General features: G+C 41.1%; 13 protein-coding genes and 8 tRNA genes. 6 read left to right on the top strand and 15 right to left on the bottom strand.

Annotated features, from left to right (window positions below; all coding sequences use genetic code 11):
• Positions 1–124 precede the first annotated feature (124 nt).
• The 9 genes from AA980_RS00230 to AA980_RS00190 all read right to left on the bottom strand — a co-directional run bounded on the left by AA980_RS00230 (position 125) and on the right by AA980_RS00190 (position 1640).
• Positions 125–198: transfer RNA gene (locus AA980_RS00230), tRNA-Gly, on the bottom strand.
• A 69-nt stretch (positions 199–267) separates the two neighbouring features.
• Positions 268–344 (bottom strand) — tRNA-Arg (locus AA980_RS00225).
• 59 nt (positions 345–403) lie between these two features.
• Positions 404–489: transfer RNA gene (locus AA980_RS00220), tRNA-Leu, on the bottom strand.
• Between the two features lie 62 nt (positions 490–551).
• A tRNA-Leu gene (locus tag AA980_RS00215) sits at positions 552–636 on the bottom strand.
• A 27-nt stretch (positions 637–663) separates the two neighbouring features.
• Positions 664–738, bottom strand: a tRNA-Gln gene (locus AA980_RS00210).
• Between the two features lie 56 nt (positions 739–794).
• A tRNA-Glu gene (locus AA980_RS00205) sits at positions 795–866 on the bottom strand.
• Positions 867–876: 10 nt separating this feature from the next.
• Positions 877–967 (bottom strand) — tRNA-Ser (locus AA980_RS00200).
• 4 nt (positions 968–971) lie between these two features.
• Positions 972–1046, bottom strand: a tRNA-Asn gene (locus AA980_RS00195).
• Between the two features lie 120 nt (positions 1047–1166).
• On the bottom strand, positions 1167–1640 hold the full coding sequence (locus tag AA980_RS00190; RefSeq protein WP_024030948.1) for a SprT family protein: 474 nt from the start codon (positions 1638–1640) through the stop codon (positions 1167–1169).
• A gap of 95 nt (positions 1641–1735) precedes the next feature.
• Here AA980_RS00190 and cmpA point away from each other — a divergent pair, with 95 nt between their 5' ends.
• Positions 1736–1849, top strand: coding sequence for a cortex morphogenetic protein CmpA (gene cmpA, locus AA980_RS26730; protein WP_152681076.1), 114 nt, complete (start codon positions 1736–1738; stop codon positions 1847–1849).
• Positions 1850–1864: 15 nt separating this feature from the next.
• Here cmpA and AA980_RS00185 read toward each other — a convergent pair whose 3' ends face one another.
• The 6 genes from AA980_RS00185 to acpS all read right to left on the bottom strand — a co-directional run bounded on the left by AA980_RS00185 (position 1865) and on the right by acpS (position 8133).
• Positions 1865–4033 carry a Tex family protein gene (locus AA980_RS00185; protein WP_024030949.1) on the bottom strand — a complete coding sequence of 723 codons (2169 nt, stop codon included), beginning with the start codon at positions 4031–4033 and terminating at the stop codon, positions 1865–1867.
• Positions 4034–4215: 182 nt separating this feature from the next.
• Positions 4216–4566: a type II toxin-antitoxin system endoribonuclease NdoA gene (ndoA, locus tag AA980_RS00180; protein ID WP_007083556.1), complete on the bottom strand. Its 351-nt coding sequence runs from the start codon at positions 4564–4566 to the stop codon at positions 4216–4218.
• Between the two features lie 4 nt (positions 4567–4570).
• Positions 4571–4852, bottom strand: coding sequence for a CopG family ribbon-helix-helix protein (locus tag AA980_RS00175; protein ID WP_024030950.1), 282 nt, complete (start codon positions 4850–4852; stop codon positions 4571–4573).
• Positions 4853–5120: 268 nt separating this feature from the next.
• Positions 5121–6284 (bottom strand): alanine racemase, encoded by a 1164-nt coding sequence (gene alr / locus AA980_RS00170; RefSeq protein WP_024030951.1) that lies wholly within the window; start codon positions 6282–6284, stop codon positions 5121–5123.
• A gap of 142 nt (positions 6285–6426) precedes the next feature.
• The gene (locus tag AA980_RS00165; RefSeq protein WP_024030952.1) at positions 6427–7440 is read right to left on the bottom strand and encodes an outer membrane lipoprotein-sorting protein; all 1014 of its coding nucleotides are present in this window, start codon (positions 7438–7440) and stop codon (positions 6427–6429) included.
• Positions 7441–7785: 345 nt separating this feature from the next.
• Positions 7786–8133 carry a holo-ACP synthase gene (acpS, locus tag AA980_RS00160; RefSeq protein WP_024030986.1) on the bottom strand — a complete coding sequence of 116 codons (348 nt, stop codon included), beginning with the start codon at positions 8131–8133 and terminating at the stop codon, positions 7786–7788.
• 92 nt (positions 8134–8225) lie between these two features.
• Here acpS and AA980_RS00155 point away from each other — a divergent pair, with 92 nt between their 5' ends.
• The 5 genes from AA980_RS00155 to AA980_RS00130 all read left to right on the top strand — a co-directional run bounded on the left by AA980_RS00155 (position 8226) and on the right by AA980_RS00130 (position 14302).
• Positions 8226–8954, top strand: a complete 729-nt coding sequence (locus AA980_RS00155) for a rhomboid family intramembrane serine protease (protein WP_024030985.1) — start codon at positions 8226–8228, stop codon at positions 8952–8954.
• 91 nt (positions 8955–9045) lie between these two features.
• Complete coding sequence (locus tag AA980_RS00150) at positions 9046–10050, top strand: DUF3231 family protein (RefSeq protein WP_024030984.1); 1005 nt, start codon at positions 9046–9048, stop codon at positions 10048–10050.
• A 203-nt stretch (positions 10051–10253) separates the two neighbouring features.
• Complete coding sequence (locus AA980_RS00145) at positions 10254–11798, top strand: spore germination protein (RefSeq protein ID WP_024030983.1); 1545 nt, start codon at positions 10254–10256, stop codon at positions 11796–11798.
• Positions 11798–12958, top strand: coding sequence for a Ger(x)C family spore germination protein (locus AA980_RS00140; protein ID WP_024030982.1), 1161 nt, complete (start codon positions 11798–11800; stop codon positions 12956–12958). Before AA980_RS00145 ends, AA980_RS00140 begins: the two co-directional genes overlap by 1 nt.
• Before the next feature lie 228 nt (positions 12959–13186).
• Positions 13187–14302, top strand: a complete 1116-nt coding sequence (locus AA980_RS00130; protein ID WP_024030980.1) for a GerAB/ArcD/ProY family transporter — start codon at positions 13187–13189, stop codon at positions 14300–14302.
• Positions 14303–14324: the final 22 nt, after the last annotated feature.

Genomic DNA, 14324 nt, shown 5'->3' with positions numbered 1-14324 from the left:
AACTCTCCAAGAAAGTTGATTAGCTCATAAATGTTACGTTGGCTTAGTTTTATAAAAAAACTAAAAAATTTGTTTGTTGACGTTTTTGTTTGTTTAGTTTTCAAAGAACAATATTGAAATAATTTGGAGCGGGTGATGGGAATCGAACCCACTACATCAGCTTGGAAGGCTGAGGTTTTACCAGTAAACTACACCCGCATTAAATTTTTGAATGGAAGACAGGNCCAAACCAAGTGCTCTACCAAGCTGAGCTACTTCCCGTTTATATGGCGCGCCCGGAAGAAGTCGAATCCACAACCTTCTGATCCGTAGTCAGACGCTCTATCCAATTGAGCTACGGGCGCATCTCTTAAAGCAACTTTTAAAGTATAGCATCTTCAGTTTCTGATGTCAACACTTTTTTTGGTGCGGCCGAGAGGACTTGAACCTCCACGGGGTTGCCCCCACTAGGCCCTCAACCTAGCGCGTCTGCCATTCCGCCACGACCGCATGTAAATTAGCGACAAAGACAATCATAACACATTAACCACATTAACACAAGAGGAAATGTTTGGTGCGGGTGAAGGGAGTCGAACCCCCACGCCTTGCGGCGCCAGATCCTAAGTCTGGTGCGTCTGCCAATTCCGCCACACCCGCAAAAAAATATGAATCTAAAAAAAGAAATGGCTGGGCTAGCTGGATTTGAACCAACGCATGTCGCAGTCAAAGTGCGATGCCTTACCGCTTGGCTATAGCCCAATGTTGATAAAGATTAAGAAACAGGAAATGAATTCAATGTCATTCCCCGCTCCTGATGACCCCTACGGGATTCGAACCCGTGTTACCGCCGTGAAAGGGCGGTGTCTTAACCGCTTGACCAAGGGGCCGATAATTTTATGGCGGAGAAGGAGGGATTTGAACCCTCGCGCCGGTTACCCGACCTACACCCTTAGCAGGGGCGCCTCTTCAGCCTCTTGAGTACTTCCCCATAATGGCTCCGCAGGTAGGACTCGAACCTACGACCGATCGGTTAACAGCCGATAGCTCTACCACTGAGCTACTGCGGAATAATGAATAATTTTTTATGCTTCAATAAGACCTTCGCCCTATCGACTCTTACCATTATAATGACGAAACAATAGAAAGTCAATATTATTTTTCGATAAGATTTTTGCCAATATCTTACGTTATTCCAAGGTTACTTCTTTCAGCTTCTTTAATTTGCCTTTGCATTTACCGCAAACGTATTTGTTAGTATTAATACTTCTTTTCCTTCTATATGAAAGCTGGCATTTTGTACATTGATATAAAAGGATTTTCTTTACTGTACGCTTTACCTCACGACTTGGAAGCTGTGTACAAAATCGAGGTGCCCCTGTTTTTTTTAGTAAATATTTAAATTCCTGATCCTTATGCTGATAGCCTTTCCCTTGAAGATGAAGATGATAATGGCAGAGCTCGTGTTTGATGATGCCGATTAATTCCTTTTCACCTAGTTCATCTAAATATTTTTTATTAATTTCTATATTATGAGAGCCAAGAAGATATCTTCCGCCTGTTGACCTTAATCTCGGATTGAACGATGCTTGATGGTTAAATTGTTTACCAAATGACTCAACCGATATTCTTTCGACCAATAATTGAAGTTCTGCCTGTTCCATTTTACTCCCCACACTTTCCGAGCGAACGTGACAACCTATTATAGCATATCATTATATATACTTTATTTACGATGAACTTTTCGGGAGGTTTTCCTATGCCAACTTGGTTGCAAAACCAAATGAAAAGAGCTTTCTATGAGAAGGACCGCTACCAGATTAAACTGTTAAACCAGTGCTGGTATTTTTACAGAAAAAAACACTGCTCCTAGAAGCAGTGTTTCTTTCTAATTTGATGGAGATAGCATCGTTAATGCCACGCGCCCTTTTTTCATGTCCACCGAGTCAACCCAAACTGTTACTACATCTCCTACGGAGACAATATCCAGTGGATGTTTCACAAATCGATTGCTGAGCTTAGAGATATGAACAAGTCCATCCTGTTTCACACCAATATCAACAAACGCACCGAAATCAACGACATTTCGGACGGTTCCTTGCAGCTCCATTCCCGCTTTCAGATCTTCTAACTTCAAGACGTCCTTTTTCAAAAGCGGTCTAGGTAAATCATCACGCGGATCACGTTCCGGTCTTACTAAGGCATCAATAATATCCTTTAAGGTTAATTCACCAATCGCAAGTTCTTCAGAGACAGATTTCAAATCAAGACCACTAAGTGCCTTTTTCAACTCTTCCGAACCCAAATCATCCGTTGTAAAACCTAGGCTGGCTAATAGCTTCTTCACTTCATCGTAATTCTCTGGATGGATTCCAGTCCGGTCAAGCGGCTGCTTTCCATCTAATACTCGCAGGAAGCCAATCGCCTGTTCATAGGTTTTCGCACCAAGGCGCGGCACTTTCTTTAGTTGAACCCTGCTCGTGAATTTCCCTTCCTCTTCGCGTTTTTTAACAATATTGTTGGCAGCCGTTTTGTTCAGCCCGGCAACATATTGTAAAAGCGAGGAAGAAGCGGTATTGACATTAACACCAACATGGTTAACCGCAGTTTCAACGACAAAATGCAAGGAGCCAGAAAGTCGCTTTTGAGAGACATCATGCTGATATTGACCGACACCTACAGATTTCGGATCTATTTTCACCAATTCGGCTAATGGATCCTGTAAGCGCCTTGCAATCGAAACAGCACTTCTTTCTTCGACCTGGAAGTTCGGAAACTCTTCTCTGGCAAGATCAGAGGCAGAATAAACGCTGGCACCTGCTTCATTAACAATTAAATAGAAGATTTCTTCATCCATTTCTTTTAAAATATCGGCAACAAACTGTTCAGTTTCCCTTGATGCCGTTCCGTTGCCAATCGCGGCCATTTCTACCTTATACTCGCGTAAGATTTGAATAAACTTTTCGCGCGCTTGTTTTGTCTTTGAGACCGGCGGATGCGGATAGATGACATCTATTTTCAACACCTTACCCGTTTCATCAACGACAGCTAATTTACAACCTGTCCGGTAGGCTGGGTCGACCCCAATGACGACCTTTCCTTTTAACGGTGGCTGCAAGAGTAAGTTCCTTAGATTTTCAGAGAATATATGGATGGCCTGCTCTTCACCTTTTTCGGTTAATTCACCGCGAATTTCCCGTTCAATCGATGGCTGGATTAATCGTTTGTAACTGTCTTCAATTGCCTCTAACACGCTTGGCGCTGAAGGAGAGTGCTGAATCCGGATCCATTTTCTTGACAGATAGGTCATTATTACATCTGCATTCATTTTAATCGCTACTCTTAGAATATCTTCCTTTTCACCGCGATTTAAGGCAAGAATTCGATGGGGAACGATTTTGTTAACCGGTTCTTCGTACTCATAGTACATTTCATAAACATTTTTTTCGTCTTTTTCCGCATCTTTTACTACAGAAACGACAGCTCCAGATTTAAATGTCTCTTTCCGAATCCATTTGCGGCTCTCCGCATCATCAGAAACCCATTCAGCGATGATGTCCTTGGCGCCGGCAATTGCATCATCAACAGCAACAACTTCTTCGGTTAAAAATTCCTTTGCTTTTTCAGTGACGCTTTCCTTTGAAAAAGTCATTAGCCATTCAGCAAAAGGTTCGAGTCCTTTTTCCTTAGCAACGGTAGCCTTTGTTCGCCGCTTTTGTTTATATGGACGGTATAAATCCTCCACCTCTTGAAGCTTTTCCGCCTTCGTAACGGCTCGGCTAAGTTCTTCTGTAAGTTTCCCTTGCTCCTCTATAATCCGAAGAACTTCTTCTTTTCTTTGTTCAAGATTTTGTATGTATTGCCACCGTTCCAGTATGTTACGGATTTGCACTTCATCAAGGGCACCCGTCATTTCTTTTCGGTAACGCGCTATAAAAGGAACCGTATTGCCTTCATTTAATAACGAAATAACACTTTTCACTTGTTTATAAGAGATTGCTTGCTCCGCGGCTATCTTACCTAAAAGCTGTTCATCCTTTACAACTGTATCATTCACAAACAGTCCTCCATCCTTTTTTCCTTATTGTAACAGAACCACTAGACCATTTCATTCATGGGCACTCTGCCCCTTTTCCACACAAAAAGAAAAGCAAGCTATTTTAGCTTGCTGGCAGAATGAGAGTATGAGGTCAGGATATGTACGAAAACACGCTCTTCCAAAAAAGAGCGTGTGTTTAACTAAAATTCGATGAGTCCCAGGCTTACTTGCAAGGCTTCATCCACTTTCTCCATCATTTCGTCATCGAGATGGGTGATTTTGTCGGTTAACCGCTGCTTATCAATTGTACGAATTTGCTCTAACAGAATGACCGAATCTCGCTCAAATCCGTAGCGCTTCGCATCAATTTCTACATGAGTAGGAAGCTTCGCTTTTTGAATTTGAGCTGTAATCGCTGCAACAATCACTGTGGGACTAAACCGATTCCCGATGTCGTTTTGGATGACAAGTACAGGTCGGACGCCGCCTTGTTCAGAACCAACAACTGGGGATAGGTCCGCGAAATAAACGTCACCACGCTTGACAATCAAAGGTTTACCCTCCGCTTACAAGACGTTCAACTGTGTGTTCTGCCTCATATTCTGCTTGGAATGCTTCTGATGCAATTCTAAGATTGATCTTTGCCATTTCCATGTAGCCACGTCTCATTGACTCGCGAATTTGTCTCTTTTTTCGTTCGCGCAAATACATTTTTGTTGCTTGGTAGATAAACTCACTGCGGTTTACATTCTCTTGCTTAGCAAAACCATCTAATTCAGTTAAAAGATGTTGCGGTAACTTCACTAAGATTTCCGTAGTTGCGCCGGATTCAGACACAAACATACACCTCCACCATCACTACACACCAATTTTTTATCTAACAAGAACTACATTTTAAAAACACATAAATACAACGCCTTATGAAGCAATCCTAAGAGATGTGCCATTCGACGAGTTATAGCTGTACCATATTTTATAATAACACTAATCATGCCTACTGCATAGACTAAATATAATCTACTGTATTATAAGCCAATAAAAGGTGCTTTTATGCACAAATTACCGCAATATCATAAATATGTTGGAAATTTCTTATTTACGACTATTAATTGTTGAGAAGCGCATTTTTTAAATCGACAATTTGCCCGCCCCGTTTGTAAAGACGCGGGATGCGATTAGCAATGATACACGGCACTTCATAATTGATGGTTTCTAATTTAGCAGCAATTTCGTTAACCGACAGGAATTGATCCTTTTGACCGCCAATTAACGTAACTGTCGTGCCAACAGGAACATAATACGGAAGACGAATCATGCATTGATCCATGCAGATTCTGCCGACAATCGGCGAACGCTTGCCGTCCACTAGCACATCTTGGCCACTAAGCTTACGGATCCACCCGTCTGCGTAGCCAATCGGGATTGTGCCAATCCACTCTTCCTCCTCACTTTCATAGGTTGCACCGTAGCTGACCTTTTCTCCCTTTTCATGCTTCTTCACATGAATAAGCCGAGATCTTAAGGAAAAGGCTTCTTTTAATGGAAAGGGGATTTCTTTCTCCATTTCAATAGACGGCGTCAACCCATACATCGCAATTCCAACTCGAACCGCATTAAAATAAGCACCAGGAAAACGAATAGCGGCTGCACTGTTGCTGGAATGGACAAGCTTAGGACGTTCCGCTAAAACACTTATCATCTTTTCAAATAACGACAATTGCCGTTGAAAATAGGTCATATCCAGCTCATCTGCCGTCGCAAAATGCGTATAAATCCCTTCTAGATGAAACCGTTCATTCTTAAAAATGATTTGCTCAATTTCTCTTAACTCCATGGGTGTCCGAACTCCAATTCGACCCATCCCTGTATCTACTTTGATATGCAATGAAATTCTTTCATCGATTTTTATATGATTTAATGCCTCTTCCAGCCATTCCTTCTGAAAAACAGTAAGGGTTATCGCAAATATAGCTGCCACATGCACATCTTCAGGCCGTGTAGCACCTAAGACTAGAATGGGCGCATTGATTCCTTTATTCCTTAGTGCAATGGCCTCATCCATAAAAGCAACGGCCAAATAATTTGCCCCTGCTTCTAGTGCTGTTTTGGCCACTTGGGCATCCCCATGCCCATAAGCATTCGCTTTAACCACTGCGATAATATTTACTTGTTTAGGCAGGTGTTTTCTTACGGAGATGACATTTTCAGCGATACAATCTAAATCGACCTCTGCCCATGTATCCCGATAGAAATATCCTAACTCATTCATACTTCCACTTCCTACTGACTAAAATTAAAACATTCTTCATTTTATCATATTATGAAAAAAACTGCTTTTTGTTGGACCAGGTAAAAATTAGAACCTTTAACACAAAAAAACAGGCCCCTAAACGAGCCTGCTGCATGGATTTTTATTTTACTGAATCGCCTTGAACAGATTCTGCGATCTCAATCAGTTCTTCCTTGCTTAGGTTATTCGATGCAATCATGTAATCCACACCGCCATCGGACCAAGAAATAGAATGGTCAGAAACAGCTCCAATCGTAACTCCTAAGTCAACAATATCTCCTTCTAGATAGGTCGGCGTGGCTAATACCGTTTTCGCTGTTACTTTTTCCTGGATAAGTGTATACGACTTTTTACCATCATAGGTGAGAATAACCCGCTTCCCATCTTCAATCTTTACTTCCTTTTCACCAATTAATTTTGTACCTTTAAGCTCAAAAGTTGGATATTTAACAGTAAACGCATTATCTTTAGCATCAGCCATAGCAGGCAGCCCAACCTGCGCACGCGTCATGTTCTTCTTCATATCGAAATCGTCCTTTTTAAAGCTCGCTTTAAACTTAATCTTAGAAAATTCAACCGTCACAAGAGCATTCCGGTCAGGGTCCATTACTTTTACGACAGCAGGCGATAAATCACTTTTATTTAGCTTAATTTCTTGAAATGGCAGCATATTATTATTTTGATAACGGGTTTTTGTTTCAAATATATAATAATCTTTTGTGGTCGAGAATTTTGCATCTTTATCCATAACAATATCTTTTATCAATGATTCATACAGATAGGCCTGACTGCTGTTTTGCGGCCAGTCGCTTTGGAAACGGAAGCTCTTATTCAGTGCTGGAGTTAGGACAAATACTCCTTGATTATTTCGTAAAATCATTTGGCTCTGATCTTTTTCGGCGTTTTTCAAATTTACGCGGTAAAAGGTAGGGTCTTTATGCCAAATTTCTACGTTATAACTCTGCGAATCAGAACCCATTTTCAACGTCATTTTTGCGTTTACCTTGTAGCTTGTTAAGTCCTCCTGTTTACTCTTTAGCTCCTTCACCACATCACCTTGTGATTTAGAGCCACAGGCAGCTAGTATAAATACGACCATCAGCCCTGTAATGAGCAGCAAAATCTTTTTTCTCATTCCTTCAACCCCTTCTTGTCTCATTTCATATGATCAGGTTGTGTTGAAAGTGAATGTTGATTTCCGTTCCAGGCGCGAGCTTTCCGCGGGGCGGGCGGTGAGCCTCCTCGGCGCTTAAGCGCCTGCGGGGTCTCACCTGTCCCGCTGATCCCGCAGGAGTCTCGTGCCTTCCACTCCAATCAACATTGTGCAAAATCAACAATGTGCTTTAACACAACCTATGATTAAAAGAAGAGAAAGGCAGGGAAGGACCATAGCTGACCTTGTCTCTCCTATTTCCCTATGAATATATGAGACAACCTAGGGGATTATGCGAAAAAGGTTTATAGGCTTTTTATATTTATTTTACTCCTCAATAACAACCTGGGAGACGGCATAGTCTCTGCTGTGCGAAATGGACAAATGGGCTTGAACGTCAGGCTTTGCAAAAAACGGCTTTCCTGAGCTGTCCGTTTCGATTTCAATATCTAAAAAGGACAGTTCCTTGCCAATCCCGGTGCCAGCTGCCTTGGAAAAGGCCTCCTTTGCAGAAAATCTTCCTGCTAAAAACTCTACCTGTCTGCGGGAGGACAACCCTTCAAACCTAACCTTTTCCTTTGGTGTTAAGATGCGGTCAACAAATTTCTTTTGTGTGCTAATGATTTCCTGAATCCGTGAAAGTTCAATAATATCTATTCCAATACCTTTTATCAAAAGCTCATCTACCTTCTATTTATTTTCCCTTCAGCATAATAGTGTACAAGATGGAAATTAAGGCTATTATGGTTAGTGAGAGGAGGTTTATTATGTTTACTAGAACCGAAAGCTTTCGCGAGTTTATTCGCTTTTATCCGGTTGTTTCTATTATAATCGCTATTCATTTAGTTCTATACTTACTAACTGTTTTACCCTTCTTCCCAAACTATTGGTTCTTTGAAACCCTTTCAGGGGTAAACCTTTATATTATGGAAGGGGAATATTGGCGGCTGATTACCCCGACCTTTATGCATAGCGGTTTTGCCCATGTGCTGTTTAATAGTTTCTCGCTTGTATTATTCGGTCCGGCGCTTGAGCGCATCCTTGGCCGCGGCAGATTTCTAGTTGTCTATCTTCTTTCTGGACTTATAGCCAATGTGGCTACACTTCTGCTTGAGCCGTTATCCTTTACCCACGTCGGTTCTAGCGGTGCGATATTTGGACTATTTGGCTATTATATTGCGATTATCATGTTTCGAAAACACTGGCTATCAAGGCAAAATTCACAAATTATCCTTACTCTTTGTGTCATCAGTTTGATTATGACCTTCCTGCAGCCAAATATAAATATTACCGCCCATCTATTTGGCTTACTTGGCGGCTTTTTACTTGGGGCGATTCCTTATTTTAATAAAAAAGACTTAGCTGATTCACTTAAAAGCACGACAAACTGGGTCAGCAGCAGAAGGAAAGGTGCTGCCGCGCAATCTCCTATGAAAGTGCTGATTTGGGCCGTAATCATCATCATCGCCATCATCGGATTTTTAGCACAAAAATAACTGAGCGTGCCGTTTTGATATTCCTATGAAAAATTTATTATTCCTTTCCTTTTGGGAATAATATTCCTAAGGATAAAAAGGAGGATTTTTCGTGGAAACCGAACAACAACCGAAATTAACGGCATCAGAACTCTCACTTCTCTGGACATCATATCAAAATGATTCCATGGCGGTCTGTGGAATTACCCACTTTTTAACCCATATTGAAGATGATTCGATTCGTGAAGTATTAGAATTTGCGCTAGATTTATCGAAAGGACATATTCAAAAAGTATCACAGATATTTGAAGCAGAACAGTACCCCCGACCACAAGGTTTCACTGAAAGAGATGTAAATTTAGCTGCTCCCCGTTTGTTCTCTGATGTTTTATATCTATACTATATCGAGAATATGGGTAAATTTGGACTGACCGCTTACAGTATCGCCTTATCATCGTCTTCTAGAGACGATATGGTTGACTTCTATTCAACAGCGATGGCTGAAACGGTAGAGTTACATAATCGGTCGAAACGATTATTAAAAGAAAAAGGACTGTATCACCGTGATTCTGGACTGCCGACCCCAGACCAAAGTGACTTTGTTAAAAAACAAAGTTTCTTGACGGGTTTTTTCGGCGATCGAAGACCGCTTCTCGGAGTTGAAATTTCAAATCTTTGGTACGATTCAGTGCGAAATGGAGTAGGCCAGGCTATCATCCAAGGGTTTAGCCAAGTGGCAAAAGATAAGGAGGTTCGCCAGTATTTTGCACGGGGACGAGAAATATCCGGAAAACATTTAGACCTATTCGGTTCAAAGATGCACGAAGATTATCTTGCTAGAGGAGCGTTTACTTTAACTGGTGAAGTGACTGATTCCAAAGTATCTCCTTTTTCCGATAAATTAATGATCTATCATATTTCAGCGCTTTGTGCTGCAGGAATTGGACAATACGGAATTTCGATGGCCTCAAGTCCCCGACACGATTTAGGGATCATGTACGCTCGTTTAACCGCTGAAGTTTATAACTACGTTAATGATGGAGCAAAAATTATGATTAACCACGGCTGGATGGAGCAACCGCCAGAAGCAGCTGATAGAAAAAAATTGACGAAGTAGGAAGCATTGAAAAACTAGTCTGGGCTACCCCATTTAAATGTAGAGAACAATTCAAATATGATTTAGTCCTTAAGATTTCATCTTAAGGACTTTTTTTGCTACTTTGGAAGGTTCGTTCTTAACTACCCTTAATAGCCACATAATAGGAGTGAAATAAATATTAATGGGAAACCTAACAAAAAGTTCGCGGCGGGGTGAATTTAATGCCAATTTTCTCGAAAAATAAACACAAAACCGTCCAAAACAGCGCTCATGAGCAACTGTTTTTGGGCGAGGATTATGACGTTCGCTTGAAGTGGTTTAAAACCACCTTTCAGAACAGCGATGATATCACCGTACACGAATTAACCACCAATCAAACCCGGTGCGGAATCGTCTTTTTGCAGGGGATGGTTGATCAACAGATATTCGACGATCAGGTACTAAAGTATATTGTTTCACCGGGTTTCGCTTCATCTCGAAAGGATTTATTCCATAAGATACTAGATCTGCAATCGATAAGTACGATGTGTACGAGCATTGTTGCCGATATTCAGGAAGCAGCCGATTCTGTCCTTGAAGGAAAAATCATCATTTTTTTCGAAGGTGACAGCCGCATGCTTGTAATCCCGCTTACGAGCTTTGAAAAAAGAGCGGTAAGTGAAACGACCAATGAAAACGTAATCAGAGGGCCAAGAGAAGCGTTTGTCGAAGATATTCAGACAAACATCACGTTGATCCGCCGAAAAATTAAATCTCCTGACTTAAAAATGGAACAGTTAGTCGTTGGAAGGTACACAAAGACAAAAGTAACGATTGGCTATATCCAAGGGGTCTGTAAAGAAGAGCTAATCACTGATATCAAACAACGGATTAACCAGCTTGAGATTGATGGCGTATTGGAGGGCAGCTATATAGAGGAGTGTATCGAGCAATTCCCATTATCACCCTTTCCCCAAACGCAAAAAACGGAGCGCCCAGATGTAGCCGCTGCCGCTTTGTTAGAAGGAAGAGCCGTTCTTTTTGTCGATGGGACCCCGATACCCCTGTTGGTCCCGGTGACAATGTATATGTTCCTCCAATCTGCCGAGGATTACTATCAACGATTTTTCCTTACTAGCTTTATTCGGTTGCTTCGTTATACCTATTTACTGGTTTCATTGCTTTTCCCTTCATTTTATATTGCGATTACCACCTTTCACCCAGAAATGATTCCAACCACCTTATTAATTAGTGTGGCGGCATCACGAGACAACGTCCCCTTTCCTGGTCTAGTGGAAGCCTTTATTATGGAGTTGGCATTTGAAGGGCTGAGGGAAGCAGGAATCCGAACACCAAAAGCAATCGGGCAGGCCATCGGGGTCCTTGGGGCGTTAGTGATTGGCCAGGCAGCCGTACAGGCAGGAATTGTATCCGCTCCAATGGTGATTATCGTTTCAATTACAGGAATTGCATCATTCATTATTCCAGGATATGATTTGGCGTTTACAATCCGATTACTCCGCTTCCCTATCATGATATTAGCTGGAACATTCGGTATATTTGGTTTGATGATTGGCTGTATTCTTATCTATATACATGTCGTAAACCTGCATTCTTTTGGTGTACCCTATTTGTCTCCAACAGCACCCTTACGCCCTGCAGATTTAAAGGATGTATTTATTCGTGCACCATGGTGGTTTATGAAACGCCGGCCATCGTTTGTTGGGGATTCCAATTCCAATCGGTTGACAATCAAGAAATCACGACCTGAGGATGATGAGGATTAATGAGAGCGCTAAAATGGTTTATGGTGATGAGTACCTTATTATTAACTGGCTGCTGGTCGAGGGTTGAGATCAATGATTGTGCTTTTGTAACAGCCATGTATGTGGACAAATCCGTAAAAGGGCAAATGGAGGTCACGCTAGCGTTTCCGCTCCCAAATCGACTTGTTCCAGGCACGGTGGGCGGCTCTGCATCACCTGGAAATCCATATACACAAGTCTCAAGAACAGGAAAAACCATTACAGAAGCCTATCAAAAAATGCAAATAGATTTACCGCGAAGAATTAGTTGGGGGCATACAAGAATCATTGTCGTTAGTGAAGAAATGGCAAAGGAAGGAATAGGTCATATTTTAGAATTTATTGCACGCGATCCGAAATTAAACATTAATAACGCCGTATTGGTTGCACCTGGGAAAGCCAAAGATATTGAAAATCTTGTTCCGGCATTCGAACGTTTCCCAAGTGAGATTGTCCGGGAATTTACCCAAGAAATGGTCACATTATATACGACCCCAAAGGACTTTCTCGAAACAGAAAATGGCGATATGATTGTTGGCTACTTAACAAAAGGGAAGGAGAAAATGGTCAGTGAACAAGGAAAAGAAGCTATGTGGGTGGGCACAGACGGAATGGCTTTGTTCCATGATTATAAAATGGTCGGCAAGATTGGCCTGAAGGAAGGGCGCGGGGCTTTATGGCTGCGTAATTCGATAAAAAACGCCTCAGTTTCCATTATATCGCCAACAGATAAAAAACCCATTAGTTTATTAATCTTAAGGTCAAAGACGAAAATTCGCCCGTCCAAAAATGAGCCGTTCACATTTGATGTTTATGTCACCGCAGAGGATGATATATCGGAGTCTTATTCTAACATCAATTTAACAAACGCGAAAAACATTTTTCAACTCGAAAAAATTGCCGAAAAGGAAATTAAGGACAGAATCAGCGAGGCCTTTAAAGCCTCTAAAGGAATGAAAGCAGATGTTTTCCAATTCGGTGCATACTTATCCTGGTATAAGCCTAAAATATGGAAGGCTGTTAAAGAAGATTGGCCAACCGTTTATCATGATAAAGTGAAGTTAAATATTCACGTAGATTTACATATCAAACGGCCTGGTGCTGAAAATAATCCAATTTGGATAAAGGAAATAAATTCATGATCATGATTATTATTCTCTTCTTTCTATTTATATTTGGTTACGAGTGGGCATACCTAAAGAAGAAAAGTCGCAAAAGGAGAACGTTCTGGATTGTCTTTTGCATTATGGGGATGTCCTTTTCATACTGTATTGCGACCATTGTTTTCAAAAACATGCCAAGTCCCAATACTTTGATTCAATTCCTATTTACCCCCATCCAACAGAAAATATTAGGTAAGGTGGATTAACTTGAAAGCTGCGCAGATTTCACAGAATCAACTGTTACTATTTTTAATTCTTTATTTTTATTCTACCTTAGTTGGATTTTCTGCGAGCAACTTAATCCACATATCCCAATATGATACGATACTAGTGCTCTGTATCAGCGGATTGACAGCGGGGATTTATGCCTATTTTACGATCAAGCTTGCGAATCGAAGACCGAATGAATTTTTCTTTCATTACGGAAAGGATATATTCCCTCAATGGATTCATATTCTATTTATGGGATTCTACTTCTTTTCCTTCCTTCATACAAGCGCTTTCGTCCTAAGAGAATATGAGGATTTTATCGTGCAAACCTATCTTGGAGGAACACCTAACTGGGCAGTCGGCGGTTTGCTTGGAATGGTGGTGGCGGTAACCGCGAGATCAGGAATTCAAACTTTGTTTCGTACAGCGCAAGGCTTATTTTTCCTCATCCTCATTGCTGATGTATCCAATACAATTTTCATTGGGAAGGAATTGAAATGGGACCGCTGGATGGCCTTTATTACGAACCATAGTGGACATGGAATATTTGCAGGAACTTATACGACCATTCCCTTTTTTGGCGAGGTTATTGTGTTGGTGTTTATCTTTCCTTATTTAACGCAAAAAAATAAAACCCTTAAAACTGTATTTTGGGCTATTGTGCTGGGATTACTATTAATCATTGTCAACTTTGTCTTTTTATTATTACTCTTTGGACCAAATTTAGCGAGTCACATCACCTACCCGATGTTAGAAATGGTCCGCTATATTCGTATCGCTGATTTCATTGAAAACTTGGATCCGTTTTTAATTTCGATTTGGTCGACCACCGTTTATTTAAAAATTTCTCTCTTATTCTTTCTTTCTGTTCAAATACTCGCTCAATTTTTCCGTTTGAAAGATCACCGCCCCCTGACTTTTTCGCTGGCAGCAGTTATGGTGGCGTTATCACTGCAAATGTCAGGGGGTTCAGCAGCGCTTACCAGCTTCTATACTAATTCATGGGCAACCTATTCCTATTTTATCGAAGGTATCCCCATTCTTTATTTACTAATGGATACCTTAAAACGATTTATCAAGAAAAGGTCCGCCAAAAATAATAAGGGCATGTAAAAAAGCATGGACAAATTGTCCA

Origin of the sequence: Neobacillus vireti (assembly GCF_001026695.1) — a bacterium.
In the GTDB taxonomy this organism is placed as follows: domain Bacteria; phylum Bacillota; class Bacilli; order Bacillales; family Cytobacillaceae; genus Neobacillus; species Neobacillus vireti.
Note: the sequence above shows the minus strand (reverse complement) of the source record. Positions and strands in the feature narration are given on the sequence as shown.

Excerpts from the sequence above, each read along its gene's own strand:
- AA980_RS00140 (WP_024030982.1), top strand. The coding sequence starts at position 11,798 with ATGAGAGCGCTAAAATGGTTTATGGTGATGAGTACCTTATTATTAACT.
- alr (WP_024030951.1), bottom strand. The coding sequence starts at position 6,284 with ATGAATGAGTTAGGATATTTCTATCGGGATACATGGGCAGAGGTCGAT.
- AA980_RS00145 (WP_024030983.1), top strand. The coding sequence starts at position 10,254 with ATGCCAATTTTCTCGAAAAATAAACACAAAACCGTCCAAAACAGCGCT.
- AA980_RS00155 (WP_024030985.1), top strand. The coding sequence starts at position 8,226 with ATGTTTACTAGAACCGAAAGCTTTCGCGAGTTTATTCGCTTTTATCCG.
- cmpA (WP_152681076.1), top strand. The coding sequence starts at position 1,736 with ATGCCAACTTGGTTGCAAAACCAAATGAAAAGAGCTTTCTATGAGAAG.
- AA980_RS00165 (WP_024030952.1), bottom strand. The coding sequence starts at position 7,440 with ATGAGAAAAAAGATTTTGCTGCTCATTACAGGGCTGATGGTCGTATTT.
- AA980_RS00190 (WP_024030948.1), bottom strand. The coding sequence starts at position 1,640 with ATGGAACAGGCAGAACTTCAATTATTGGTCGAAAGAATATCGGTTGAG.